The sequence below is a fragment of the Litoribacter populi genome, from assembly GCF_007483685.1.
Classification (GTDB): Bacteria; Bacteroidota; Bacteroidia; order Cytophagales; family Cyclobacteriaceae; genus Litoribacter; species Litoribacter populi.
On the sequence record NZ_VMKN01000001.1, the window covers coordinates 1,289,175 to 1,312,604 of the forward strand.

24 protein-coding genes and 1 riboswitch are annotated in these 23,430 nt (G+C 40.4%); of the genes, 13 read left to right on the forward strand and 11 right to left on the reverse strand.

Annotated elements, in window-relative coordinates; genetic code table 11:
- Nucleotides 1-36 precede the first annotated feature (36 nt).
- A riboswitch (cobalamin riboswitch) is annotated at nucleotides 37-228 on the forward strand.
- A 118-nt stretch (nucleotides 229-346) separates the two neighbouring features.
- The 4 genes from FPL27_RS05525 (at nucleotide 347) to FPL27_RS05540 (ending at nucleotide 3,543) form a co-directional block, all read left to right on the forward strand.
- Nucleotides 347-970, forward strand: coding sequence for a PAS domain-containing protein (locus tag FPL27_RS05525; RefSeq protein ID WP_143960139.1), 624 nt, complete (start codon nucleotides 347-349; stop codon nucleotides 968-970).
- Nucleotides 970-1,356: an acyl-CoA thioesterase gene (locus FPL27_RS05530; RefSeq protein WP_143960140.1), complete on the forward strand. Its 387-nt coding sequence runs from the start codon at nucleotides 970-972 to the stop codon at nucleotides 1,354-1,356. The genes FPL27_RS05525 and FPL27_RS05530 overlap by 1 nt, the downstream gene beginning before the upstream one ends.
- An 87-nt stretch (nucleotides 1,357-1,443) precedes the next feature.
- Nucleotides 1,444-1,983 carry a helix-turn-helix domain-containing protein gene (locus tag FPL27_RS05535; protein ID WP_143960141.1) on the forward strand — a complete coding sequence of 180 codons (540 nt, stop codon included), beginning with the start codon at nucleotides 1,444-1,446 and terminating at the stop codon, nucleotides 1,981-1,983.
- A 96-nt stretch (nucleotides 1,984-2,079) separates the two neighbouring features.
- The gene (locus FPL27_RS05540) at nucleotides 2,080-3,543 is read left to right on the forward strand and encodes a serine hydrolase (protein WP_143960142.1); all 1,464 of its coding nucleotides are present in this window, start codon (nucleotides 2,080-2,082) and stop codon (nucleotides 3,541-3,543) included.
- Nucleotides 3,544-3,888: 345 nt separating this feature from the next.
- On the opposite strand, the gene feoB is transcribed toward FPL27_RS05540, so the two are convergent.
- From feoB to FPL27_RS05555, 3 genes are all read right to left on the reverse strand, one after another.
- The gene (feoB, locus tag FPL27_RS05545) at nucleotides 3,889-6,012 is read right to left on the reverse strand and encodes a ferrous iron transport protein B (protein WP_143960143.1); all 2,124 of its coding nucleotides are present in this window, start codon (nucleotides 6,010-6,012) and stop codon (nucleotides 3,889-3,891) included.
- An 11-nt stretch (nucleotides 6,013-6,023) separates the two neighbouring features.
- Nucleotides 6,024-6,242 carry a FeoA family protein gene (locus FPL27_RS05550; protein ID WP_143960144.1) on the reverse strand — a complete coding sequence of 73 codons (219 nt, stop codon included), beginning with the start codon at nucleotides 6,240-6,242 and terminating at the stop codon, nucleotides 6,024-6,026.
- Nucleotides 6,243-6,384: 142 nt separating this feature from the next.
- Complete coding sequence (locus FPL27_RS05555) at nucleotides 6,385-6,930, reverse strand: hypothetical protein (protein ID WP_143960145.1); 546 nt, start codon at nucleotides 6,928-6,930, stop codon at nucleotides 6,385-6,387.
- A gap of 451 nt (nucleotides 6,931-7,381) precedes the next feature.
- Here FPL27_RS05555 and FPL27_RS05560 point away from each other — a divergent pair, with 451 nt between their 5' ends.
- Nucleotides 7,382-7,942: a glycosyl-4,4'-diaponeurosporenoate acyltransferase CrtO family protein gene (locus tag FPL27_RS05560; protein WP_143960146.1), complete on the forward strand. Its 561-nt coding sequence runs from the start codon at nucleotides 7,382-7,384 to the stop codon at nucleotides 7,940-7,942.
- 144 nt (nucleotides 7,943-8,086) lie between these two features.
- On the opposite strand, the gene FPL27_RS05565 is transcribed toward FPL27_RS05560, so the two are convergent.
- The gene (locus FPL27_RS05565) at nucleotides 8,087-8,272 is read right to left on the reverse strand and encodes a hypothetical protein (RefSeq protein ID WP_143960147.1); all 186 of its coding nucleotides are present in this window, start codon (nucleotides 8,270-8,272) and stop codon (nucleotides 8,087-8,089) included.
- A gap of 431 nt (nucleotides 8,273-8,703) precedes the next feature.
- Here FPL27_RS05565 and FPL27_RS05570 point away from each other — a divergent pair, with 431 nt between their 5' ends.
- The gene (locus FPL27_RS05570) at nucleotides 8,704-9,291 is read left to right on the forward strand and encodes a GrpB family protein (RefSeq protein ID WP_143960148.1); all 588 of its coding nucleotides are present in this window, start codon (nucleotides 8,704-8,706) and stop codon (nucleotides 9,289-9,291) included.
- Nucleotides 9,292-9,327: 36 nt separating this feature from the next.
- On the opposite strand, the gene FPL27_RS05575 is transcribed toward FPL27_RS05570, so the two are convergent.
- On the reverse strand, nucleotides 9,328-9,543 hold the full coding sequence (locus FPL27_RS05575; protein WP_143960149.1) for a hypothetical protein: 216 nt from the start codon (nucleotides 9,541-9,543) through the stop codon (nucleotides 9,328-9,330).
- Between the two features lie 520 nt (nucleotides 9,544-10,063).
- Between FPL27_RS05575 and FPL27_RS05580 the strand changes: the two genes are divergently transcribed.
- Both FPL27_RS05580 and FPL27_RS05585 read left to right on the forward strand, forming a co-directional pair.
- Nucleotides 10,064-10,777 carry a hypothetical protein gene (locus FPL27_RS05580; protein WP_143960150.1) on the forward strand — a complete coding sequence of 238 codons (714 nt, stop codon included), beginning with the start codon at nucleotides 10,064-10,066 and terminating at the stop codon, nucleotides 10,775-10,777.
- Between the two features lie 294 nt (nucleotides 10,778-11,071).
- On the forward strand, nucleotides 11,072-12,112 hold the full coding sequence (locus FPL27_RS05585; RefSeq protein ID WP_143960151.1) for an alpha/beta fold hydrolase: 1,041 nt from the start codon (nucleotides 11,072-11,074) through the stop codon (nucleotides 12,110-12,112).
- A gap of 210 nt (nucleotides 12,113-12,322) precedes the next feature.
- On the opposite strand, the gene FPL27_RS19970 is transcribed toward FPL27_RS05585, so the two are convergent.
- The 6 genes from FPL27_RS19970 to FPL27_RS05610 form a co-directional block, all read right to left on the reverse strand.
- Nucleotides 12,323-12,706 carry a LytR/AlgR family response regulator transcription factor gene (locus FPL27_RS19970; protein ID WP_235893374.1) on the reverse strand — a complete coding sequence of 128 codons (384 nt, stop codon included), beginning with the start codon at nucleotides 12,704-12,706 and terminating at the stop codon, nucleotides 12,323-12,325.
- Nucleotides 12,707-12,753: 47 nt separating this feature from the next.
- On the reverse strand, nucleotides 12,754-13,032 hold the full coding sequence (locus tag FPL27_RS19975) for a LytR/AlgR family response regulator transcription factor (protein ID WP_235893375.1): 279 nt from the start codon (nucleotides 13,030-13,032) through the stop codon (nucleotides 12,754-12,756).
- Entirely contained in the window at nucleotides 13,001-13,372 is a 372-nt protein-coding gene (locus FPL27_RS05595; RefSeq protein ID WP_143960152.1) for a LytS family sensor histidine kinase, read from the reverse strand. Before FPL27_RS05595 ends, FPL27_RS19975 begins: the two co-directional genes overlap by 32 nt.
- Nucleotides 13,373-13,486: 114 nt before the next feature.
- Nucleotides 13,487-14,224: an IS21-like element helper ATPase IstB gene (gene istB, locus FPL27_RS05600; protein ID WP_143959262.1), complete on the reverse strand. Its 738-nt coding sequence runs from the start codon at nucleotides 14,222-14,224 to the stop codon at nucleotides 13,487-13,489.
- A 43-nt stretch (nucleotides 14,225-14,267) separates the two neighbouring features.
- Nucleotides 14,268-15,806, reverse strand: a complete 1,539-nt coding sequence (gene istA, locus FPL27_RS05605) for an IS21 family transposase (protein ID WP_143959261.1) — start codon at nucleotides 15,804-15,806, stop codon at nucleotides 14,268-14,270.
- A 159-nt stretch (nucleotides 15,807-15,965) separates the two neighbouring features.
- On the reverse strand, nucleotides 15,966-16,655 hold the full coding sequence (locus tag FPL27_RS05610) for a sensor histidine kinase (protein WP_143960153.1): 690 nt from the start codon (nucleotides 16,653-16,655) through the stop codon (nucleotides 15,966-15,968).
- Between the two features lie 241 nt (nucleotides 16,656-16,896).
- Here FPL27_RS05610 and FPL27_RS05615 point away from each other — a divergent pair, with 241 nt between their 5' ends.
- The 5 genes from FPL27_RS05615 to FPL27_RS05635 all read left to right on the forward strand — a co-directional run bounded on the left by FPL27_RS05615 (nucleotide 16,897) and on the right by FPL27_RS05635 (nucleotide 23,428).
- The gene (locus FPL27_RS05615; RefSeq protein WP_143960154.1) at nucleotides 16,897-17,808 is read left to right on the forward strand and encodes an ABC transporter ATP-binding protein; all 912 of its coding nucleotides are present in this window, start codon (nucleotides 16,897-16,899) and stop codon (nucleotides 17,806-17,808) included.
- A gap of 47 nt (nucleotides 17,809-17,855) precedes the next feature.
- Nucleotides 17,856-18,695 (forward strand): ABC transporter permease, encoded by an 840-nt coding sequence (locus FPL27_RS05620; RefSeq protein WP_143960155.1) that lies wholly within the window; start codon nucleotides 17,856-17,858, stop codon nucleotides 18,693-18,695.
- On the forward strand, nucleotides 18,682-21,450 hold the full coding sequence (locus FPL27_RS05625; RefSeq protein ID WP_143960156.1) for an ABC transporter permease/M1 family aminopeptidase: 2,769 nt from the start codon (nucleotides 18,682-18,684) through the stop codon (nucleotides 21,448-21,450). Before FPL27_RS05620 ends, FPL27_RS05625 begins: the two co-directional genes overlap by 14 nt.
- 57 nt (nucleotides 21,451-21,507) lie before the next feature.
- On the forward strand, nucleotides 21,508-22,266 hold the full coding sequence (locus FPL27_RS05630) for an ankyrin repeat domain-containing protein (RefSeq protein WP_143960157.1): 759 nt from the start codon (nucleotides 21,508-21,510) through the stop codon (nucleotides 22,264-22,266).
- 484 nt (nucleotides 22,267-22,750) lie between these two features.
- The gene (locus FPL27_RS05635) at nucleotides 22,751-23,428 is read left to right on the forward strand and encodes a carboxylesterase family protein (RefSeq protein WP_143960158.1); all 678 of its coding nucleotides are present in this window, start codon (nucleotides 22,751-22,753) and stop codon (nucleotides 23,426-23,428) included.
- Nucleotides 23,429-23,430: the final 2 nt, after the last annotated feature.

A 23,430-nucleotide genomic window follows, 5' to 3' on the forward strand; every position in this document is an offset into this window, starting at 1 on the left:
ATTAATGGAAAGAAACTTATAACTTTCCCTTTGAAATTTCATCAACTCAAAGCAGGTTTGGCAGAAATGCCGATTAAAAAGGAATCATGTGTGAATCATGAGCTGTCCCGCAACTGTAAAGTAACACCGTGTTTTTGACCGAAATTGCCATGGTGCCCTGTACAAAGGTCATGAGAAGGCCGGCAAAAAGTTACAAGCCAGGAGACTTGCCTACTTTGTATTGACATATGCCCTCGTGGATTGGGGTAATAGTCAGGATTGGCACAGCTATATCCTTTTATTATTAATCTGCCCAGGGGCATTGCGGAATTTTGAAAACTTGTTTCAAAACTCAAATTTAAAAGCAATGTCAGCATCACAATTAGGCTATCCGTGGATTGATAGTCCAAGATCATTAAAACCCTTTCCTCCCGCGAGACAAAAATGCAGCACCATCCATAGTCTGGATGTCTTTGCCATGTCCACCTACAGCAATAAACTTTCATCCCCGGCCCCGTCCATTTTACCTGCTGGGAAAGTCCCGTTTTTGCACTGTTATGATGTAATTGCCATGAGCAGGGTGGATGATAAAGTCAGAAAACTGGATACTCAACATTTAAAAAAATTAGGTTATAGGTATGCCTGGAATCAAAATTGGTCAACCGTGCTAAACATGCCATACGAAGCCCTGGTCCTCACTGATGTAAATACCAACATCATGTGGACCTGTTCAGGGTTTGAGGTTATGACAGGTTATGCCTCCAGTTATGCTTTGGGTAAGCGGCCTTCATTTTTACAGGGGCCGGGCACGAGAAAGGAAAGGGTAGTGGATTTCAGAAGAAACCTGGATAAGGAAATCGAATTTGAAATGCAGCTTACCAACTACCGGAAATGGGAGGAGCCCTATGAATGTCTGGTTCACATCCTGCCCTTGAAAGGTAAAAAAGGCAAAGTCACCCATTTTCTGGCCGTTGAAAGGGAGGTGGCCTGATGGATCTAGCCCAAAGAATTGCAGACTCCGAAACCAGAGTGTTCAAGGTAGTCTTCCCAAATACAACCAACCATTACGACACCCTCTTTGGGGGAATGGCCATGTACCTGATGGATGAAGTGGCTTTTATGGCTGCCACCAGGTTTAGCAGGAAAAAAATGGTGACCGTTTCCTCAAAGCAGATAGATTTTAATCACCCCATTCCTGCCGATACAATCATTGAATTGGTCGGTAGAGTCACGCGGGTGGGCAAAACCAGCTTGGAGGTTGAGGTTGAAATCTTTGTTGAGGAAATGTATAGTGATAGCCGCCACCTGGCAATTAAGGGAGGTTTTACACTAGTTGCGATTGATGAAAACAAAAAGCCAGTTAAAATAGGGGACTAGGACTGGAGCAAGGGTCAAGTTTCTTTCCAAATGTCATAATCTGTACATATCTTTAACAATCGCCAAATCCTTCTTAATTTTGATTATATGTCCTGCCTAACATCTTTGAGAGAGAAAGCAAACCTGACCCAGGAAGAACTGGCCGGAAAGTCCGGTGTGTCGGTGCGGACCATACAGCGAGTGGAGTCGGGGGCCGTACCCAAGGGCCATACGCTGAAGGCACTGGCCCTCTCTCTTGGTGTGGAGGTCCCACAATTATTGGGCACCCAAGAAAAACCCAATCTGCAAAATCTGACACTATTAAAAATCATTAACCTATCCTCTTTGCCGAGTACATTTTTTCCACCCGCAAACATACTACTGCCGCTCCTTATTATGTTTGTCAAAAAGAGGTTTGACCCCATGGCCAAACAGCTTCTTTCCCTTCAAATTCTAAATTCACTGCTTGCTTTTATCATATTCATGGGCGGTGCTTTTCTGCAGAAATGGCTTGGCTTACAGAACTGGTTTATGCTTGCCGTTATGGGTTTCCTGATCATATCCAACCTCACTATTATATTGATAAATTCAGCAGCATTGGATAAGCATGGGAAATTACGCATCAGACTGGGATTTAATCTAATATAGCCTTGTCAGGCCATTGACGGGGAACTGTCGTGTATTTGGCGGGTTGTATTTTAGGCAAAAAGAAAGAAGAGGCTGATCTTTGGTGGAAAAAAAAGCATGATAAAATTCACCTTTCTCAGCGCCTGTATTTTAATAGCCAACCTGTATGCTCTGTCCGCTCAAACTAAAGAAATCTCCTCCCTTTATCGGGAGTTGGAACATTTGGACAGTCTTTTTTTTCAGAAAAGTTTCAATCAGTGTGATTTTGATTATCTCGAAGGCATCATTGCCCATGACCTGAGATTTTACCATGACCAATCGGGCTTTCAGGACCGGGATTCTTTTTTTCAAAACATCCGGAAAAACATTTGTGCCAACCAATCGACCAAGCCGATCAGAAAACTTGAACGAGGTAGCTTGAAGGTTTATCCCCTTTATGATGATGGTGAACTATACGGCGCTATTCAACAGGGTGTCCACCATTTTTTCCTCAGGGAGGTGGGGAATCCCGACCGCTATACTTCTACGGCCAATTTTACCCATGTGTGGAGACTTCAGGAGGGGGAGTGGAAACTTTCAGAGGTGTTAAGTTATGATCATCAATTAAAGGATTCCGACAGTTCCAAAGTTAAGAGCATGGAAGAATTGCTGAAGCGCAGCCGGGTGCCAGCTCTGGGTTTGGGAATCATTCAGAAAGGGCGGCTTACTTCGGCAAAGGTCTACGGCACCTTGGATAAAGAAAGGATGGCGCCCCATAACGCCATTTTTAAAGTGGCTTCCCTAACCAAGCCGGTAGTTGCCATGACTGTACTAAAACTCATTGATTCAGGGTTGCTGGAATTGGATGAACCCTTGTCTTCGTACTGGGTGGACGAGGATGTCCGTGAGGATGATCGGCACAGATCACTTACCGCAAGGCTAGTCCTGACACACCAAACTGGCTTGCCCAACTGGCGGTATATGGAGGATGCTAACCGACTGGCATTTAAATTTGAGCCGGGTGCAGGGTACCAGTATTCGGGTGAAGGCTTTGAATGGCTTAGGAAAGCAGTGGAGAAAAAGCTTGGCAGAAGCCTAGAGGAACTTGCAAAACAATATCTTTTTATGCCTGCTGGAATGGAGGACACTCGCTTTTGGTGGGACAGTGGAATGGATGAGTTACGTTATGCCCAGAACTTTGATAAGGAAGGAAATCCTTTCCCTACCGAAAAATACTTTCAAGCCAATGCCGCTGCAAACCTCCTGACCACCGTGGAGGATTATGGAAGGTTCTTAACCTATGTCTTGGACGGAGCGGGTTTGTCCAAGGACTTGTTGAACGAGATGCATCGGGGCCAAGTGCAACCCGGCGATGACCAATTCTTTGGACTAGGCTGGGAAAAGCATACTGGATTTTCCGGAGGAGAATATGCCCTGATGCATACCGGAAGAGATCCGGGTGTAAATACTTTGGCCATCATTTTCCCCCACTCTAAAAACGGATATTTAATCCTGCTGAACGGTGACAATGCATCTCCTGTTTTTGAAGAGCTGCTGAGGAAGGAGCTGTATTTGGGGCAAGAGCTTTGGGACAAAAGGTAAGGTAACATCATAAAACCATTGCTTCCCGAGTGAAAGAAATCGGCATTCACAAGGTTTTGGGAGTTAGTACTGTGTTTGAGCGGAAGACGACTCCGGAACGAAAAGTATTGGTTATTCTCAGAAAAGGTGCAACAATTCTAACTACAAGACCTTGATAAATATCCGAGCCTCGGACTTGCGCATCTCTTATCCAGGGAGGGCGGCAAAAGCTAAGTCAATTGGAATCGCCTTAACACTTACAGCCGTTGCAGCTGCCATTTGAAGTGGTGTGTTTTTTGGGTACCAGCTTCCAAAGCCAGGAGGCGATAATGAGTGTAAATAAACCCCATACTATAATTTCCTGTATCATGATGAGAAGATTTGATAAGTGATAAATGCGGCCAGATAAGCAAAACCGGTCATGAAGATAGTCTGCAGGACAGGCCATTTCCAGGTTTTGGTTTCCCGGTAGACAATGGCCAAGGTGCTCATGCACTGCATGGCAAATGCGTAAAATACCATCAGGGAGAAGGCAGTGGCCTTATTGAACACCTTTTCTCCTGTTTCGGGGTCGACTTCCCTGGCTAGTTTTTCCCGGATAGTCAGGTCATTTTCCGGGTCACCGCCCACACTGTATATGGTCGCAATGGTGCCGACAAAAACCTCCCGGGCGGCAAAAGAAGTGATCAGAGCTATTCCGATTTTCCAATCATAGCCCAATGGCCGGATCACCGGCTCGATGGATTTACCCAAAATTCCGATATAGGAAGCCTCCAGTTCTTTGGAGGCGTAGATTTCCTCAATTTCCCCACTTTCAGCTTCATCAGCCTGTGCAAGGGCAGTTTCCTTTTCCTGCTCTACGGCATCCATTAAATTGGAGGGGCCGTAAGAAGCCAATATCCACAGAACAATGGAGATGGAAAGGATTACCTTTCCTGCTTCCAATACGAAGACCTTTGATTTATGGAACATGGTCAGCAAGACGGCCTTCCAACGGGGCATGCGGTAAACGGGCAGATCGGTGAGTAAATAACTCTGTTCATTGGTTTTGAGGAAGAGCTTTAAGAGAAATGCCCCTCCCAAAGTCGCCCCTATGCTCAACAGGTACATGGCGAGTAGAACAATGGCCTGAAGGTTCATTCCCCAGACCAAATCATCCGGAACAGTCAGGCCGATCAGGATGATGTAGACCGGCAGCCTGGCCGAGCAGCTCATCCAGGGGGTGACCAGGATGGTGATAAGCCTTTCCTTGGAATTGCTGATGCTACGGCTGGCCATGATGCCGGGGATCGCACAGGCCATTCCGGAAATAAGGGGAACAACGCTTTTGCCGTGCAGACCAAAAGGTCTCATCACCCTGTCCATTAAATAGACCACTCTCGACATATAACCCGTGTCTTCCAGAAAGGCCAGAAATCCGAACAGTAATGCGATCTGGGGAATGAAAATGACAACCCCTCCAATTCCCGGGATTATCCCTTCCGCGATCAGGTCTGTAAAGGCCCCGGATGGAAGTGTCTCTGCAATCCAGCTGCCCACCATGGCAAAGCCTTCATCAATGAGGTCCATTGGCACCTCCGCCCAGGCAAAGATGGCCTGAAAGATCAGTAGCATTAAGGCCAAGAAGAAAAAGTATCCCATTACTGGATGCATCAGGAAGTTGTCCAGCTTCTGGGTCAGGTTCCTCTGGGGCAATGGGTCTTTGGAGACGACCTTTTCCAGCAATAACTCAATCTCTTTATTACGGGCATTGGTTTCGGCAATCTGCAGGGATCTGATGTCACAGTCGAACTCTACAAGTTGCCGGGTGAGCCAGACTTTGTCTGCGGCAGGGGCCGTCAGGTCGTATCCGGCAAAAACCAGGTACTGGAAAGCCTGATAATCGGTCTCCAAGGAGAATCGGGATTTGATTTTGCCGGAAAGGTCTTGTGGTAGGAGGCCATCCAGATTTAGGAAAGTTTTGGGAGCGGCGAATTTCTCCTCGAAAATCATGGATTTGATCTGGTCCATTCCATCATTCTTTCGGGCATCGGTAAGGATGATGGGTGCTCCCGTTTCCCTAAAAAGCTTAAAGGTGTTGACTTTGATGCCTTTTTTTTCCGCCAAGTCTTTCATGTTCACCACTAAGGCTACCGGTATTCCCAAATCCATTACCTGACTTGCCAGCAAAAAACTCCTTTCCAGATTGCAGGCATCCAAAACCATCAGAATGTAATCAGGTTTTGCATCTGCCTTGCCGCTGAGTACCCGGTGGGCGATCAGTTCATCCTCTGATTTGGGGTAAAGACTATAGGTGCCTGGCAGGTCAAGGATATGGAACTGCTTTTCCTTGTTCTTTAATGCGCCTACGGTTTTGTCAACGGTAATTCCTGGGTAATTTCCGACTTTCTGTTTCAGGCCTGTAAGCTGATTGAATATGCTGGACTTTCCAACATTGGGGTTTCCAATGATGGCAATGGTTTTTGTTTGTTTGGCAATAAGGGCTTCCATACGTTGAATGGCTAGATTTTGACCTTTAGTAACTTAGCTTCCTGCAGCCGGATGGCAATGGTTTGGTTTTCGAGCAGCACGGCCACTGGGCCTTTAAACGGTGCCTTCTGGATTATTTGAATCTTTTTCCCAGGGGAAAGGCCTATTTCCAGAAAATTGAGGGTGAGCGGGGAGTCCAAGATCTTATCCAGCTCAGCAAACTGTCCGATTTTTAATTGATCAAGTGTCATAAATACCTCTTTTAATTGCCGAAAGGTATTGGGTATTTAGATTAAGTCCAAATAATTATAAGAAGAAAAAGTCATAGTTTGAGATTTTTTATCTGTCACTTTCTTAGATCAAGTCTAAATAGCGTTGATTAGTAGAATTGATCTAAACAGTTTTTCTTAAGAATATCTCACCTATTCCCCATATAACCAGAAGGATTCCTAGGATCAGGCCACTAGCTAACCATGGCATATCCGGCCAATTAATGACAGTTGATACGTGACGATGGAGGAATCCGATAAGTAGTGCACTCCACCAGCTGAGTTGGGACACTCCGAGAGACAGCATTAGTCGGAACATAAATAGATCTGGTACATGCTCACCCTTCTGGTATCTACCAACCTTCTTATGAAGAAAATGCAATAGTACGCCATTTATACCAATGAGTACGACGAAGAAGAGCTTTATTATCATCAGGTTGTCAATCTCCCCTTTTAGAATGGCGAGTGGGATACCTGCTGCCACCATTCCTATCCAACCTGCCCAGATGAAATATTCGGTGATGCCACTTACACTCACAACCTGTGTGAATCGAACACGATCCCGAACCCAAAGCAAGCCATATAAGTCAGTTACCAAGACTGATCCAAAACCTAAAATCAGGGAACTTAGGTGTATAAAGAGAAAAATGAAGAATGGGGTGGTTTCCATAGGCAGTTGTTCTCAATAATTTTTGTTTTGTCCACGACTGAAATTAAAATCAAAATTTAATCATTGTTGCAATGGCCTATTATAATAGGTTTTTGTCCTGCCATAACAACCCGCAATCTATATTTGTTTAACTAGGATGTCGATCCAAGTTGATGGATTTAAGGCTCGAAACCTAATGAGTCAGAGCCTCTTTATCAAGGGGGCGAGACCAAGGGTATACACAACAGATCGGTAAATCGAAAGTATTATCCCTCTATGGTTAATAATGGAATGGCATAAAACTTTGTGCTCCTTGGTGGCCTCATTGTGTGCCCTCGTGCCCATTTTGTTTAGTGCGACCTATTTCAACCTTTTTTACTTTGAGGCCCCTTTGGTAAACCTTTTTCGGCAATGCTGGCAGATTTAGAAAGAACCTTTTAAATTGGTGGCAATAAGGTTAAAAGAGAATGAGATGGAAAAGAATATAATGAAATGGATTACCTCTACCATGGCCACACTAAGCGTCATCGGGTTGATCTATTTGGTGGGTCAGATGTTCACAGTTTCAAGCTTCGTATTTAGTTGGACATTAAATTTTTTACTGATGGCCTGGTTTACTTTTTTGGCATCACAGATTGACTTTAAATTGGATTCAGGTTATTTTGAATCAAAGAAATTTGAAAAAGAGGGGAAAATATATGGATACTTAGGTGTCCATTATTACAGAAGACTGCTTGTATGGGTGGGATGGGAGAAAATAACCCGGCAGAAGAACCCCGTACAGAAAAGCATATCTGCATTGAAGTTAGTTGAATATAATTCACGTTCATCAGAATTTGGGCACACTATCATAGCCCTTATAGTTTTAATACTGACCCTTGCTGTCCCAAATTCTTTGAACGATGCGAAGTGGTTGATCATCACTAACATATTGCTCAATATATACCCAATCATGCTTCAACGCTTTAACCGGCCAAGATTACTTAAAATTATCCACCACCATATCATGGAAGAGGTGTTGAAAAATGACTGACGGCTTCAATACGGGAATAAATAATAGGCCTATATCATTCACCTGCCAAATCACCTCATTCACCTCTAAATAACCCCCATTCACCGAAAGGTAAAAATTTGTCAATTTTAAACTTTAATCCTTTAACTCAGGCCGCAGGTAGAATCAAATCTCAAAACCTTTATCCCTCAGTTCCTTAAGGCATCTCTCTACACCATCCTCATTGCCATCATTCATATAGTTAAGCGCAATATCAATATTCGCAATTATCCCTCTTCCCTTAGCGATCCTGTCGTAAGGTAGGGAAGTTTTGCTTAAGCTGCTTGAAAAGCGGGATATGGTATGTGACAAGGCTAAAGGAGAATAAATTTTCGGGTTTTTGCCACGAAGGCGAGAAGGCGCTAAGATTTATTTCTTTGTGCCTTGGCGACTTTGTAGCCATTTCTTTCTCTAAGTTTCTTTGTGGCCAGAGTTTTTCACTGCCACGAAGGCCCGAAGGCGCTAAGTTTTACTTCTTTGTGCCTTGGCGACTTTGTAGCCATTTCTTTCTCTAAGTTTTCTTTGTGGCCAGAGTTTTTCACTGCCACGAAGGCCCGAAGGTGCTAAGCTAACTTATCTTTGTGCCTTGGCGTCTTAGTGGCTAATACCTAAAAATACCCTGATCGCGGTATTGCAGGGGGAGGGGGATTGGGTTAATTTAGCGGATATTTTTTGGGAATAAATGTATCACAGCTAATCCTTTCTCTGCGTCAGTAGCAAGCTCTGCCCTATAAATCTGAATCATGAACAAAAAACTAGAAGACTTGACCAAGCATGAATGGGATACTTTATTTCCCATTGAACTAGTAAACCATAACCTAAACTGGAAAAATATCTTTGAACAAGAGAGGCGACAAATCACCGAAAAGATCGGTGACAAGATAATCAGCATCGAACACGTAGGAAGCACAGCAATTCTTGATATCAAAGCCAAACCGTATATCGACATCTCGATTGAAATCCCCAAAGAGAACCTGTTCGACGATGAAATTATTGACGCTTTGCAAGATTTGAACTATCACTTTTTTCGACAGATCGGAAAGGATGCAGATTATATGATATTTGTGAAGGGATACAATCTGGATGGCCTAAGGGAGCAGATATTTCATATCCATATGTGCCCTCCTAAACATGAAATGCTGGACCAAATCATTTTCCGTGACTACTTGACTGCTTACCCTAAAAGGGCCAAGGAATATGAACAACTGAAAACCGAATTAGCAGCCAAATACAAAAATGACAGGGTCGGGTACCGTGTGGCCAAAGACGACTTTATTGCTGAAACACTGAACAGGGGCAGGCAATCCCTTAACCCAGGCCGCAGGCCTTAAACCCAATTACGAGATAAGGGAGTTTGTATAGTATAATCAAATCTCAAAACCTTTATCCCTCAGTTCTTTGAGACATCTCTCTACACCATCTTCATTGCCATCATTCATATAGTTAAGCGCGATATCAATATTCGCAATTATCCCTCTTCCCTTAGCAATCCTGTCATAAGGTAGCTTCTGCCAGGAATAGAAGGATTTCAGTTTAGCCTCACATCGAGACTTTAGATTCAGTAGCTGTTGCCTGGTATCCATAGGTATTGTTTATAATGTTGACATTTTATTGTTTATAATGTAAACATCTATTTGCATTACCCATAGCAAATTCATAAGAAATGTGGAGTCCCTGGCACCACGCTGTTCTTGCAACGCTGTTCGTGATTTGCAATCTCGAGCTCAGATAAATGGGATTTGTAATCCCTGTTTCAGTAATGCAACATCCATAAACCTATAATCTCATAAACTATAAAACCCCATTGTGCTTCTGACTTTTTAAGATTGAACTTAAATCTCGTTATGCCAAGTCTCCGACTTGCGCATCTCTGAGTAAAGAGTCTCCGACTCGAGAAAATTAAACTGGAAGTAACTCTGCCAAAATTTAAGCCTGGAGTAAGGGGATTGTTACTACCATCCCTCAATCTTAAAAAGCTAGGGCCGTTGGGTAGTGCTCAGACTTGTTGGGGAAACTTTATTAACAAGGTGAAGTATATATAATATCAGGGACCCATTAATTGAATCAATTTTATCAAATATACCATCCTAATTTTTTCTATTTATGAAAACCAGATTTTTAAACAACAATACTAGAGTGTTAAGCGAAGTAGTTGACGGTGAGGGGAAAAGAATTGCTCAGGATTTTTTAGAAAGATTGACTAATGGATTTGTGAAGCATTCCACTAAATACATGAAATTTGTTTATGAGACTCCATTTGCTTTTGGAGAAAGGCAAGTAAATTCCATTCTAGCTCCGGCATTAGCAGGATTTGCAGAAGCTTTTCTTTTGGAGATACCTGCAAACCGTAAAAATTTAAAGCAGGGATATGAATCACATGGCTGGGTTGATATTTGGGCTAGGTACCGGAAAATAGATTTTTACCTTGAAGTGAAACATAGCTTTGCTTCTTATAAGTCTCTCTCAATAAATAAGGATACACATGGTAAATGGGAAGAAGCAATTGTTCAGATCAAAGATTGCTCAAGTAGCCTGATGAAGATGTATGACTCTAATGGGATAATAATCCTGCCCTTGCACATTATTACAATTTTTGATGGAGTAGCTGAAGGTGAGATTTCACTAAGCATTGAAGATGGTAATGAACTCTCTTTAATTCAAAAAAATCATCATCATAGTTTGAAAAATCTGAACTGGTCAAGTTTGTGGACTGTACCAGGAAGCTTAGCTAAAAATGCATACCATATCAGGGAAAATAAGGATATCTACTATCCAGGAGTAATTTTGGCGTCAAATATAAGCAAGTTAAGGGTCTGAGCTTATAGAATCTTCCAAATTCCCACCGCACACCAATCCTCCCTTTTGTACCAATCCGGCTTTGTGGGAAAGTGAAGAAATCTGTGGTACTTTGAAGGAGGGGATCGGCTTCCAATTGGACTTCGGCCATCCGACATATATAAAACTAAGAAACCTATGTCTAAATGTCATGGGACCTGAAATGAAGAACTTTTTGTAAATGTCTTTAGGTTAATATTTTTCTTTGAATATTATGTAATTTACTTTAAATTACTTTTGATGGATGGCGTTTTAAAGGGTTAAACTAACTGTCGTATGAAAATTAATAAATTTTGGGCTGTTTTTTTATGCATGATGCTTACCGCTACTCTTTGGTTAGCAGTAGAGTTTGGTATCCGCAGAGGGGAAACCCCGCCTCTGAATAATCCTGAGAGTATAGCTTCATTGGAGCAAGTGAATCTGGGAGGTGCGAATCAATGGATCTTGACCAGGGGAAGGAGTAAGAACAATCCGGTCTTACTTTTCCTCCATGGGGGGCCGGGTATGCCTGCCATGTACCTTGCCCATTCCTTTCAACGTGATATTGAAAAAGATTTTGTTATAGTCCATTGGGACAGGAGAGGGGCAGGTAAATCCTTTTCTGAGGATTCTATGAATTCTCCTTTAACTGTAAGCCAAACTCTTAAAGAAACAATTGAGCTCACCGAATTGCTGCGCCGAAGATTCAAGCAAGACAGGATATACCTTGCTGGGCATTCATGGGGAAGTTATTTAGGTCTTTTGGCCATACAAAAACATCCTGAATATTACCAGGCTTTTATAGGGATGGGGCAGGTGGCAGGCACCAAAGAACAAGTTATGGATATCCAACTGGATTTTTTGGCCCAAAAGAGTGCAGAAAAAGGAGAAAACGAACTAGCTGCAGGTTATGCTAGCGGAGAAATCTCAGTTTCGGAAAATGACCTTTTCAAGTACGGAGGAGAACTTAAAAATTCAACTAGCTTTTGGCCACTTCTCAAAACAGGCCTTAAAGCTCGGGAATATACTATACAAGACATTATAAATGTCAAAAGAGGTGCGGATTTAGTCGGAAGAAAAATGGAATACGATGTTTGGCCAAATCCCTATGAAGGGGAGATAGACGGATTTGAGGTCCCCTTGTTTTTCTTCTTGGGACGACATGATTTCAACACCCCTTCAATTTTGGGTGCGGAGTACATGGACAGGATTGATGCACCACATAAAGAGGTGGTTTGGTTTGAGGAATCTGCTCATTTTCCTTTTTATGAAGAGCCTCAGAAGTTTCATGTTGAATTGATGCGGGTGAAGGATTTTCTTGCAAACTCAGCTCCTTGAATTGTTTAAAAATGGATATTCGCAATGATGCTAGTAAGTAATTTTCCTTTGATATTAAGGTAGGATGCCCGAATACCGTGCTGCTTTAGTATCTTCAGGCCAAAAGTTGTCGGCGACTTGTTAGCTCAATAAAGTGACTTACTTTTTTTATATTCTGAAGCCCATTTTATGAAACCCTCAGAATTAGGGGTAAATCGGATAATATCCATACTACTTACTTAACCCTTTAATTTTATTAAAAAAATACTCGCTATAACTATCACCAATTGGTATATATTGATCTAATATTTTAATTCTGTTTCTTTCAATGTGATCAATCTTTTCGATGGATACTATAAAAGAGCGGTGCACACGGACAAATTTTTCATAAGGAAGTATTTCTTCAATCCCTGCAAAGTTCATTAATGTCATTATTTTCTCGCCAGCAGTACAGATCCGCAGATAGTCCTTCATGCCCTCTATATAATAGATATCATCTGTAAAAATTTTTTGCATGCGATGCCCTACCTTCAAGAAGATGAAAGAATTATCTTTAATAATTTTAGGTTCCAGGGCTTCCTGATGGTTGTTTTCCTTTTGGTAAAGCCTTAGCACACTTTTATAGAATCTTTCAAATGAGTAAGGTTTTACTAAATAGTCCTTTACTTCCAGCTCAAAGGCTTTAAGAGCATATTCACCGTAAGTATTATTGATGGTTTGGGGTTCAGCATCGGTATAAAGCTCATACCGTCCATATATGGCATGTTAATATCTAAAAACAAAATATCAGGTTTTTCTGATTTAATAGGCTTTACCGCTTCCATTGCATTCATGAAAACACCTTTTAACTCCAAAAATGAAACTTTGGAAATATAATTTTCCAGCATTTCCTGCGCCAGAGGTTCATCTTCAATTATAAAACATGTGAGTGTTTCTTTCATGTTCACCAGCATAAAGATCGTATAAGTTTAGTATAACTGTATATTTTCCTGAGTCTGCATAAGTTTCAAAAGTATGTTTCCCAGGATATAATAGTCGGAGCCTTTTCCGGACATTTGATAATCCTGTCCCCCCTTTTTGTTTCCTTGAATTCTCACCATTTTCATCTATTGGGTTTTCAATCCGAAAAGCAAGTTTATTTCCTTCAATGAATAATTTGACCTTTATATCTTTGGAGTGAAGCCAAGAAGGACTGTGCTTAAAAGCATTTTCAAGGAGGTGTATAAAAATCAATGGTGAAATTTTATGATTTTCTAAATTACCTTCAATTGCAAAATTCACAACCGACTCCTCTGTCTATTACGGCGATGATGGGCCAGTGATTACGGAGCATGCCGGGCCAGTGATTACGGGAATAACTGGGCCACTTTCCATGTGCAATTATGGGATTATATTTTAATTGTCCAACTTCTTTCTACTTCTCATAGATTCCCCTTCCAGTTCTATCCTGTGGGAGGAGTATACCAGCCTGTCAAGAACGGCATCTGCAATGCTGTCATCTCCGATGGTAGCATGCCACTGGGCCACCGGGATCTGTGAGGCTATGATGGTAGAGCTTTTCCCATACCTGTCCTCCATAACGTCCATCAGGGCATGCCTGGCTTGGGTGTCCATGGGTGCCAGTCCAAAATCATCCAGGATCAATACCGCGGTTTTTTCCAGCTTTTTAAGTAGGTTATGGTAGGTGCCCTCCAGCTTTGCAAGCCGGACCGTGTCAAAAAATCTCGAGGTATTGTAATAAAGTGTTTTGTACCTGAACTGGCATGCCTTTACGCCGAGGCACTGGGCTAGGTGACTTTTTCCGCAACCTGTGGCACCGGTAAGTATGATGTTTTCCCTGTTGCGGATGAAGCCAAGCCCTAGCAGCCTTTCAAACACCGACCTGTCGAGATTACGTGAGGCATGGTAATCGATGTCAGTGGCGGCGGAAGCCTGCTTGAAACCGGCCTGGCGGATTAGGTTGTCAATCGTCCTGTTTTGCCTTTGTTCCCATTCGCTGTCGACCAACAAGGTCAACAGCTCATCGGCAGAAAATTCTTTGTAAAGGTTTTCGGTGAGCCGTTTGTGGTAAAGTTCGGCCATGGCCCCCATGCGCATCTGTTTCAATTTTTCGATTGTGTTGTATTCGTTCATAGTTTATATGGATTGGTTTTTAATGTAGATGGGTTGAAGCCGCTCAACTGAAAAGCCCCCTGATGTTTTTGTGTTCAGGTGTCACTCGGTCCTCCGGAAAGGGGATCTCCTCCATATCCATTTTGTTCTGCAACACCCTTTCAAGGGTATGGTAAGAGGCTTTTTCGAATCCCAGAGCCCTTTTACAGGCCCTTTCCAGGCGCTCCGGTTCGTAGCTTTTCAAAAAGGCAAGGATCCCCTGGGCCTGCTTGTAGCCAATTTCGGGATAGTCATACTGCCCGATCAGCCTGCCGATGTACTCTTGGGTGTGGGGACCGACCTTTTGGGCTCTCCGGTGAAAAAATTCGGGGCTCCATTCATTGAAGTATTGGTGGCTGCTGGGCATATGGTCGCCCACTGTGATGTAGTGACCTGCTTTGAAGCTCCTTTTGTGGAAGGCTATCCTTTCCTGCCTGTGGAAGATCTCCACTATGTCCTGATTGTACTGTACTTCCACGGCCAGCCCGATATAGCGGTGGGGACAGCTGTAATAGTTCTTGTCCTCTCCCATGAAGACGTGGGAGGTTTTCTGGACTGTGGCTTTTTTATAGTTCCTGATACTATAAATACCACTTGGCAGGGGCTGAAGGAACTCTTTTTCAATATCGATGAACTGGCTCCTCCTGCTGCCCTGTCCGTGGCTCAACAGATAATCGTTGAACTCCACCAATTTGTCGGCAATGGCATCGTTGAGCTCGGCCAGGCTGAAAAAGGTGTGGTTGCTCAGGGGGTAGTATATCCGTTGATAGACAATGGTTACCGTCCGCTCGACAAGGGCCTTGTCCTGTGGGCTGTAAGGGCGTGTGGGGTCAAGTGCACAGCCATAATGTTGTCCAAAATCGGCAAAAGTCTTGTTGAGTATGGGGGCATATTTTGAACTTTTGCTTACGGCAGACTTAAGGTTGTCCGGCACCACCGCATAGGGGACGCCTCCTATCCATCCGAGGCAATGGACTAGGCAGCTGATAAAATCTTCACGGTTCTGGCTGGCCACGGCCTTGACGTAGGTATATTGGCTACAGGGCATGATCCCCAAAAAAACCTCAACATCGATCTGTTCGCCGGTATGCCTGTCCACATAAAAGAGTTTCTTGCCGCAAAAGTCCACAAAAAGCTTTTCTCCGGCCCTGTGGGTCAGCTTTCCGCTAACATGGTGGCGTTTGCTCCATTGCCGGTAATGCCAGGTAAACTGGCTGTATTTATAGCCTTCCGGATGTTTTGCAATATATGCCTTCCAAAGTGCCTGCAGGGTGCACCCGGGCTTTTTCATCTCTTTCTGGAAGTGTGGGAACTGTCCGGAAAGCTGTTCGTACCGTTCCTTTTCCGTCTGGCTGTTTTGGGTGAAAAGTTCCTCAAGATCCTTTCCCTCAAGAGTCAGGAGCTCCCCGTACCCCAAGCCGAGTTCCTTGAACCGCTTGATGTACTCGTCTACGGTTTTCCGGTTGACACCCAAAAGGGCGGCCACCTTTCGGTTGCTCAAGCCTTTTTGCTTAAATGCTATCAAACTTCTTAATTCCATGATGTTTATTCTTTGTCCTGCCATGTAGATTGTTTTTAAAAACTACAAGGCTAATAATTATCATGGAAAGTGGCCCAATGACCTCCGGAATTCGAATGGGTTGCCGTAATTAAATGGCCCAATGACCTCCGGAAACAACGCCTGATTTTTGGCCCGTTGATTCCCGGAATGGCTGGCCCAGTATCAGCGTAAACTATGGCCCAGTGACCTCCGTTTTAGACACTCCTCCTTGTAGCGTAGTTCCTGTAGACAAATATAGTCCTGTAAGTAGGTGATCTCCAATTGAAGAGGCACTAATGGAGTATTTGACTCATATATCATATAGCGCATCAAAGAAGCTAATCTAAGAATTGCATCTGGAGCTAAATCATCCTTTTTATAAGCAAGAGCATGGATGTTATTCAGAGTATTAAAAAGAAAATGAGAATTAATCTGCGATTTTAGGAAATCTAATTCTGCTCTAACTACCTGATTCTCCAGTTGTTCAGTTTTTAGGGAGTTAAGAAACCAATCTTCTATAATCCTTAAGAGCCAGCTTGCTCCACACATTAGTAGGACTATAATCATTGAAGGTGCATAAGAGGCCACTCTTATATCTATACCTTGAGCTTGAAAAACTACAAAGAATAGTGGAGCTGATAGAAGTAAGCCTAGAAGACAAAGAATGTAGGTTGCAAGTTTTTTAAAATTTTGCAGGTATGTTATAATAAAAAAATGGCCATAAAAGGCATACAAACCCATTGATAGCATGCCTAATGATACGGAAACCTTGGTTTCTGGCTCTATTACGCTATTTATCCAGAAAACAAAAATAGATAGAAGAGTCCATCCCACGATATGAATCACTACGAATATCTTCTTAATTCTTCCCATACTAGCAAAGGTATACTATTCTGAAGGAAGGAATTTATTCAAATCGACGAAAATTCAAAATCAATCTACAGGATTAATCATTTAATCCATAGAAGTTCTAATCGATAGTAATGCTGTTTTGGTAGATTTTTTTGTTGAGTTTGTATATCACTTTTTTAAAAGATGTCCCTTAAGCGTTCCTTTGGAAATTATAAAGGCAAAATAATACCCTAAACTCACATCCATAAATTATTAAAACCATATGGACACTAAAGATTTATTACTTTCTATTAAAAACATTTCTAAAACTTACTCAAATGGAGTACAGGCATTGAAGAATGTAAGCCTTGACGTGCCTGTGGGAATGTATGGTTTGTTAGGGCCAAATGGGGCAGGCAAATCAACGTTAATGCGTATACTTTCCACACTACAAATACCGGATGAAGGAAGTATTTACTTAGGAAAAATAGATATAGTTGCGCAGCCAAATGAATTGCGTCAAACCCTTGGTTACTTGCCTCAGGACTTTGGACTCTATCCTAAATCAAGGGCAGAGGATTTGCTCAATCATTTCGCTATTCTAAAAGGTATTACAAATAGGATGGCCCGCAAAGAAGTTGTTGAAAAGTTATTGCGAAAAACAAACTTATATGAAGTACGCAAACAAAAAGTAGGGGGATTTTCTGGCGGTATGCGTCAAAGGTTTGGAGTTGCTATTTCCTTAATAGGTAATCCAAAACTTCTGATAGTAGATGAACCAACTGCAGGGCTGGATCCTGGAGAACGGGTACGCTTCCTTAATCTTCTAAGCGAGTTAGGGGAAAAAAGTATTATAATTCTTTCTACACATATTGTTGAAGATATAAGCGAGTTATGTACACGAATGGCCATTATTAACAAAGGATCAATTTTGCTCGAAACTAAGCCTCTAGAGGCTATTGAAAAACTAAAGGGAAAAATATGGCGAAGAATTGTGGAAAAGAAATTATTACCACAATTGGAAATAGAGCATAAAGTGATTTCTACTAAGCTTTTTAATGGAAAAACCGTGGTCCATATTTATAGTAGGGAACATCCAGGTAGCGGATTTGAAGAGATTAATCCAGACCTAGAAGATGTTTACTTCTGTAAAATTCGTAGTAATGGTATAATAGAAAAGAAGGTACTACTATGAAGTTTCGGGAAATTTTTCGTTTTGAAATAGCATATCAGTTCCGAACTATGATAGTCTGGATAGTCTTTTTCATCATACTTGTGTTCTCCTTCTTCATGATGAGGTTCTCTAGTCCTATGGATGAAAGCTATTTAAACGCACCTATTCATATTGCATTTCTATCTTCAATTGGCACTCTTGTATGGCTTGTAATAGCTTCTTCTATTGCTGGAGATGCCGGCACTCGTGATGTACAATGCCGCATGTTCCCAATGGTTTATACTAGTCAGTCTACTAAGCTTGACTATTTTGGCGGAAAGTTTTTAGCTGTCTTTGTAGTAAACTCTTTATTGTTGCTTGCCATACCTTTTGGTGCCCTTATAGCATTTTATATAGAACCACACAGCCCTGAACTAATAGGACCCCTTCAGTTGTCTTCGTATATGAACGCATACCTATTAATAGTACTTCCAAATTTATTTGTAGCCTCAGGTTTTCAGTTTTCAATTTCAATTCTTAGTAAGAAAGCCATTACAAGCTACTTTGGGAGCGCAATGCTTTTAATTGCTTCAATTTTTATACCTGCTGTTTTTAGTCAATTCTTTGACCTCTGGGATCTCGGTAAGATATTTCAACCATTTGGCTTCTCCTTGATAAGCGAAATGGATGACCTATGGGACTTAAATCAAAAAAACACTTATCAAATAAAATTTGAGGGGTTATTGCTATGGAACCGGCTTTTAGGTCTTGGTTTAGCAATATGTCTTTTAGTATTTGCCTACTATCGGTTTAGGTTCGTTTATCCTGTTGAGAATACTTCTTTTTGGCTTAATAAAGTTATTAAGGATAAGTATTTAAAGTCTGTCATATTTTTGGGAAAAGGATTTGATAAAAATGATGAGGTCTAAAAAAATTTTATTAGAGCCAGACTCAAAAAACAATATTGTTTGTTTTTCAACCCATTCTAGGCATGGTCATTCTATTAATAAATTCACCTTGCAAATTGCTACTATTGCTTGGATGACCTTCTTAAGCATAATTAGGAGCAGGCTCGGGATCGTGACTTTAGCAGCCATAATATTGCTTACTTTCATTTTTACAAGCCAGTTTTTAGAACTTCAAGGTCTGCCATTATATCCTAGGACATCTTATCTGCTGACTTTACTTTCGTCTCCTATAAATACTTTTAAAACCCCTTGGGTAATTATGCCACTTTTTATTATTTTTTGTGCAGGAGAACTTATATGGCAAGAAAGGGAAGATGGTGTTAATGAAATTGTCAATACTACTCCAGTGCTAGAATTTATTTTTCTCATTGCTAAATTTTTTGGCCTTGCACTTGTCCTTATTATGTGGCAAATTATTTTAATTTTTATTGGATTGTTTGTTCAGATCAGTTTAGGTTATCACAATTTTGAAATAGAGGTATACCTTAAGGTACTTCTATTTCTAAAGTTAATAGACTACCTGATTTTAGCTGTGTTCGCCTTGGTTGTTCATGTTATAGTAAACCAAAAATACATAGGGCATCTTGTTGCGATTTTATTTTATGGAACTATAATCTTCGCATCTAAAGTGGGGATAGAACATAATCTTTTAATTTATGGAGGAGATCCTGGTTGGGATTATTCAGATATGCGTGGATTAGATCCATTTATTGCACCTTGGCTCTGGTTTAAAACTTATTGGATACTATGGGCAATTCTTCTAACAATTTTTGCTTCCCTATTTTGGGTAAGAGGTACTGAAGTTGGTGTTTTAACTCGGATTCACCATGCTTTGCAGAGATTCAAGAGGACAAACATATGGTTTAGTGGAGTGCCTTTTGTGGCCCTGTTATTAGTAGGCGGAATTATACTATATAACACTAATTACCTAAATAAATATACAAGCATCGCAGAGGTTACTCAATATCGGGCTGAATATGAACAAAAGTACAGCCAGTATACAAATTCTTTGAAGCCTAGGTTACTCGAAACCAAACTTCAAATTGAATTTTATCCGGAAAAATATGCAGTAGAAGTTAAAGGCACATATATGATAGTAAATGATCATCTTGAGTTTTTAGATTCACTTCACTTTTCACCCGCATTAGGGATGGAAACTGAAATCAAAATTACCCAAAATCATACCAAAGTACTTTTGGACGAAGAGCTGAAATACTATATATTTAAATTGGCCAGTCCTTTAAAGCATGGAGATTCCATTGAAATTGATTTTGTTGTAAAGTCCAAACCCCAAGGTTTTGAAAATAATGGCGTGAACACATTTTTAGTATGCAACGGAAGCTATCTTACTAGTGAGACTTTTTTACCCACCTTAGGTTATTTGCCAAGCCGACAAATAAAAAATGAGCAAGATAGACGAGCGTACGGACTCTCTAGATTTGAGCCATTTACTGGGCTCTTCGAAAAAGTAAAACAGAATAGCAATTTTAATCAGGATAAAGTTTATTTTGAAGCCATTATTGGGACATCATCAGATCAGACCGCAGTTGCTCCCGGAATATTGAAGTCTTCATGGAAGGATAAGAATCGCAATTATTTTCACTATGTAGCAGAACAACCAATTTGGAACGAATTTGCTTTATTTTCCGCTCAATACAGGACAATTCAATCTAAATGGAAAAATGTTTCTATTAATATTTTTTATCACCCGGGTCATGAAGCTAACCTTGACCGAATGCTAAGAAGCGTACATGCTTCCCTGGATTACTATACCAATAATTATGCTTCCTACCCATTTAGTAGCCTCAACTTAGTTCAACGACCCGGATTGCATGGAATGGTAGCAAAGCCGGGAATGATCATTTTTCAAGAGGGGTATTCATTATTTAATCCTCAAGAAGATTTAGAAAATTTCGACTTTCCTTTTGTAGTAGTGGCCCACGAAATAGCTCATCAATACTGGAATAGCTATACAGCTTATTCAAATGTGGAGGGGATTGGTTTGCTTTCAGAAAGTCTGGCAGAATACTCTGCAATGCAAGTTTTGGAATATACTTACGGGAAAAAACATCTGGAAAGATATTTAAAACATATACGTAACAAGCTAGAAGGTTCACGCCCTCAAATTAATACCTCTTTACTCAGGGCAAACAACGATTTTTTAGCTTACTATAAGGGCCCTCTAGCCTTGTATGCAATAGACCAATATGTTGGAAGGGATCGAATAAATCAAGCATTGAGAAGTATGCATAAAACTCAAGGGTCAAAGGGGATTCATTTATTGACCACACTGGATTTGTACAGAGAATTAAAAGAGGTAACCCCTGATTCCCTTCACTATTTAATGCATGATCTATTTGAAAAAAATACTTATTGGGAGCTAGAAACCGTTAAAGTCTCAGCTAAACAAAATGGAGATGGTCTGTGGGAAGTTGAGATTGAAATTCAAGCCAATAAGATTGTATTAGATGAAAAGGGGGGAAAGGCTGTAATTCCTATGGAAGACTGGATTGAGGTAGGAGTATATGCTGAAAGTGACAAAGGAGAAGTCATGGACAAAACATTGCATTTAAAAAAACATATTATTAAATCTGGAAAACAGTTGATTACTGTGTTGGTCGAATCTAGACCCACACATGCAGGAATTGATCCGAACAATTTAATGATTTCTAATAAAAAAGAGGACAATATAAAGCTAGTTAATTTATTTAATTGATCTTACAAGTTTGAGGCTACCTTTGGATTATTTTTCAAATATATAAACTTTATAAATATGAGTTATTTAACTAAAATAATTGAATACTTTGAATTACATTCTGTTGAAGGTATTAAAGAGTGTTTTGAACGTGGAATAGACCCCAATCTCGTGTATAATGAAAAACCTCTTATATATGAACTGATTAATATGTATTCCCGAGGACCATTATTTAAAGATTGTATAAGAGTTTTTATGGACTATGGATTGGAATTCGAAGATAAAGCTTTATTAAATGTTTTAGTTGATGATTCTGTTTCTCTTGATAAACTTCTAAATGAAGATAAAAAAATACTCCTAAGAAAGTATTCTCTGGACTGTGCCTTTACACCTCTAAAGGATGCAACCCTAATGCATATCTGTGCTGAGTATAATCACTTGTCTTGCGCTAAAATACTTGTAAAGCATAGAATAGATATTAATTCAAAAGCTGGATTTGATCAATGGGGATTTGGAGGACACACCCCCATTTTTCATACAGTCAATCAAAATGAAAACGTTTGTGTTGATGTAATGAGATATCTTGTTTCCAAAAACGCTGATTTGAATATAACTGTTCAAGGGCTCATATGGGGCGAAAATTACGAATGGGAAACTTTTATTCCAGCTGTTAATCCGATAAGTTATTCAATGATGGGGTTACTAAGACAATTTCAAAGAACTGAAAAAGACATCTATGAAGTTGTTTCAGTTCTAATGAAAAAAGAGTATGGAGTCGATTATTTTCCAACTAATATTCCTAATAAATATTTAAATCCCACCAATATTAGAAGGTAAAGATCATTTCATTCCTATTAAATTGAAAAGTAAAAATATTTGGGTAGGTTTTAAAACAAACAAAATTATGAAATATATGAGGAGAAAAATTACTCGGATTTTGTATATTTTTTATATGGTTTTGTTATTTGTTTTTTTGATAAATAGTCATTTGGTTATAGCTCAAACTCATTTATCAGGTACTGTAATGCTTAACCGTGAAAGTGGAATATTTGTTTGCGAGTTTGAAATATAAAATATTCCAAATATTTCGGATTATAGAATCCTTTTAAACCATAGTATGAATATTAAATATTTTTACGATGGCAATGGTACTAGTTTTCGTCACCGAGATTCATCATGTTATTGCTTTTTGTCTTCCTCCTTGCTATAAGAATCACTCAGGTAAGGGGAATATATTCGAATAATTTTGGGGAAAAGAGGGTAAAAATAATAAATATTGTTTTGAATAATTTGAAAATCATATAAAATAGCCCATACGAAAATGAATATTGTAAATTATATATTATGTATGGCCATATTATTCCAAAGTGGCAAAACAGTCTCACAGGAAGACATACTTGACTTTTTATTGTTGGAACCCGCTTTGCATTCAAATGACAATAATATATCCCCTCCCCTGGTAGTGTATCTTCATGGAGGCAGTTTTAGGGGGAAGAGTCCGGAGAATTTAAAGAGTGCGGGTCTACCGTTATATCATGAAAAATTTACAGGGGAGAATGCTTTTTATTTTTTAGCTCCAATTTGTCCGGAAGGTGAAATATGGACAAATGACAGGGAAGTTATTCATTTGGTTGACAGAATTGTGGCCACTTACGATATTGATAAGGACAAAATTTATATTACAGGACATTCCATGGGAGGAAGGGGTGCGTTATGTTTTGCTTTTAAACATCCTGAAAAATTCGCAGCTGTCTTAACTTTTAGCCCAGTCTTCCCCATTGCTTATTGGAGTACAGTGCTACAGGATATTGCCATTTGGCTGGTTCATGGGGAAAATGATTTTCAAGCACCTTTGCAAAGCTCAACAGAATTATATGACCTGATAAAAAATGAAAATCCAAAAGCAGTATTATCCATACTGAAAAATAAAAACCACTATATCCTTGAAGAATATGGTAACCCAAAATATTTAGAATGGTTGTTTGACCAAAAGAAATGAAT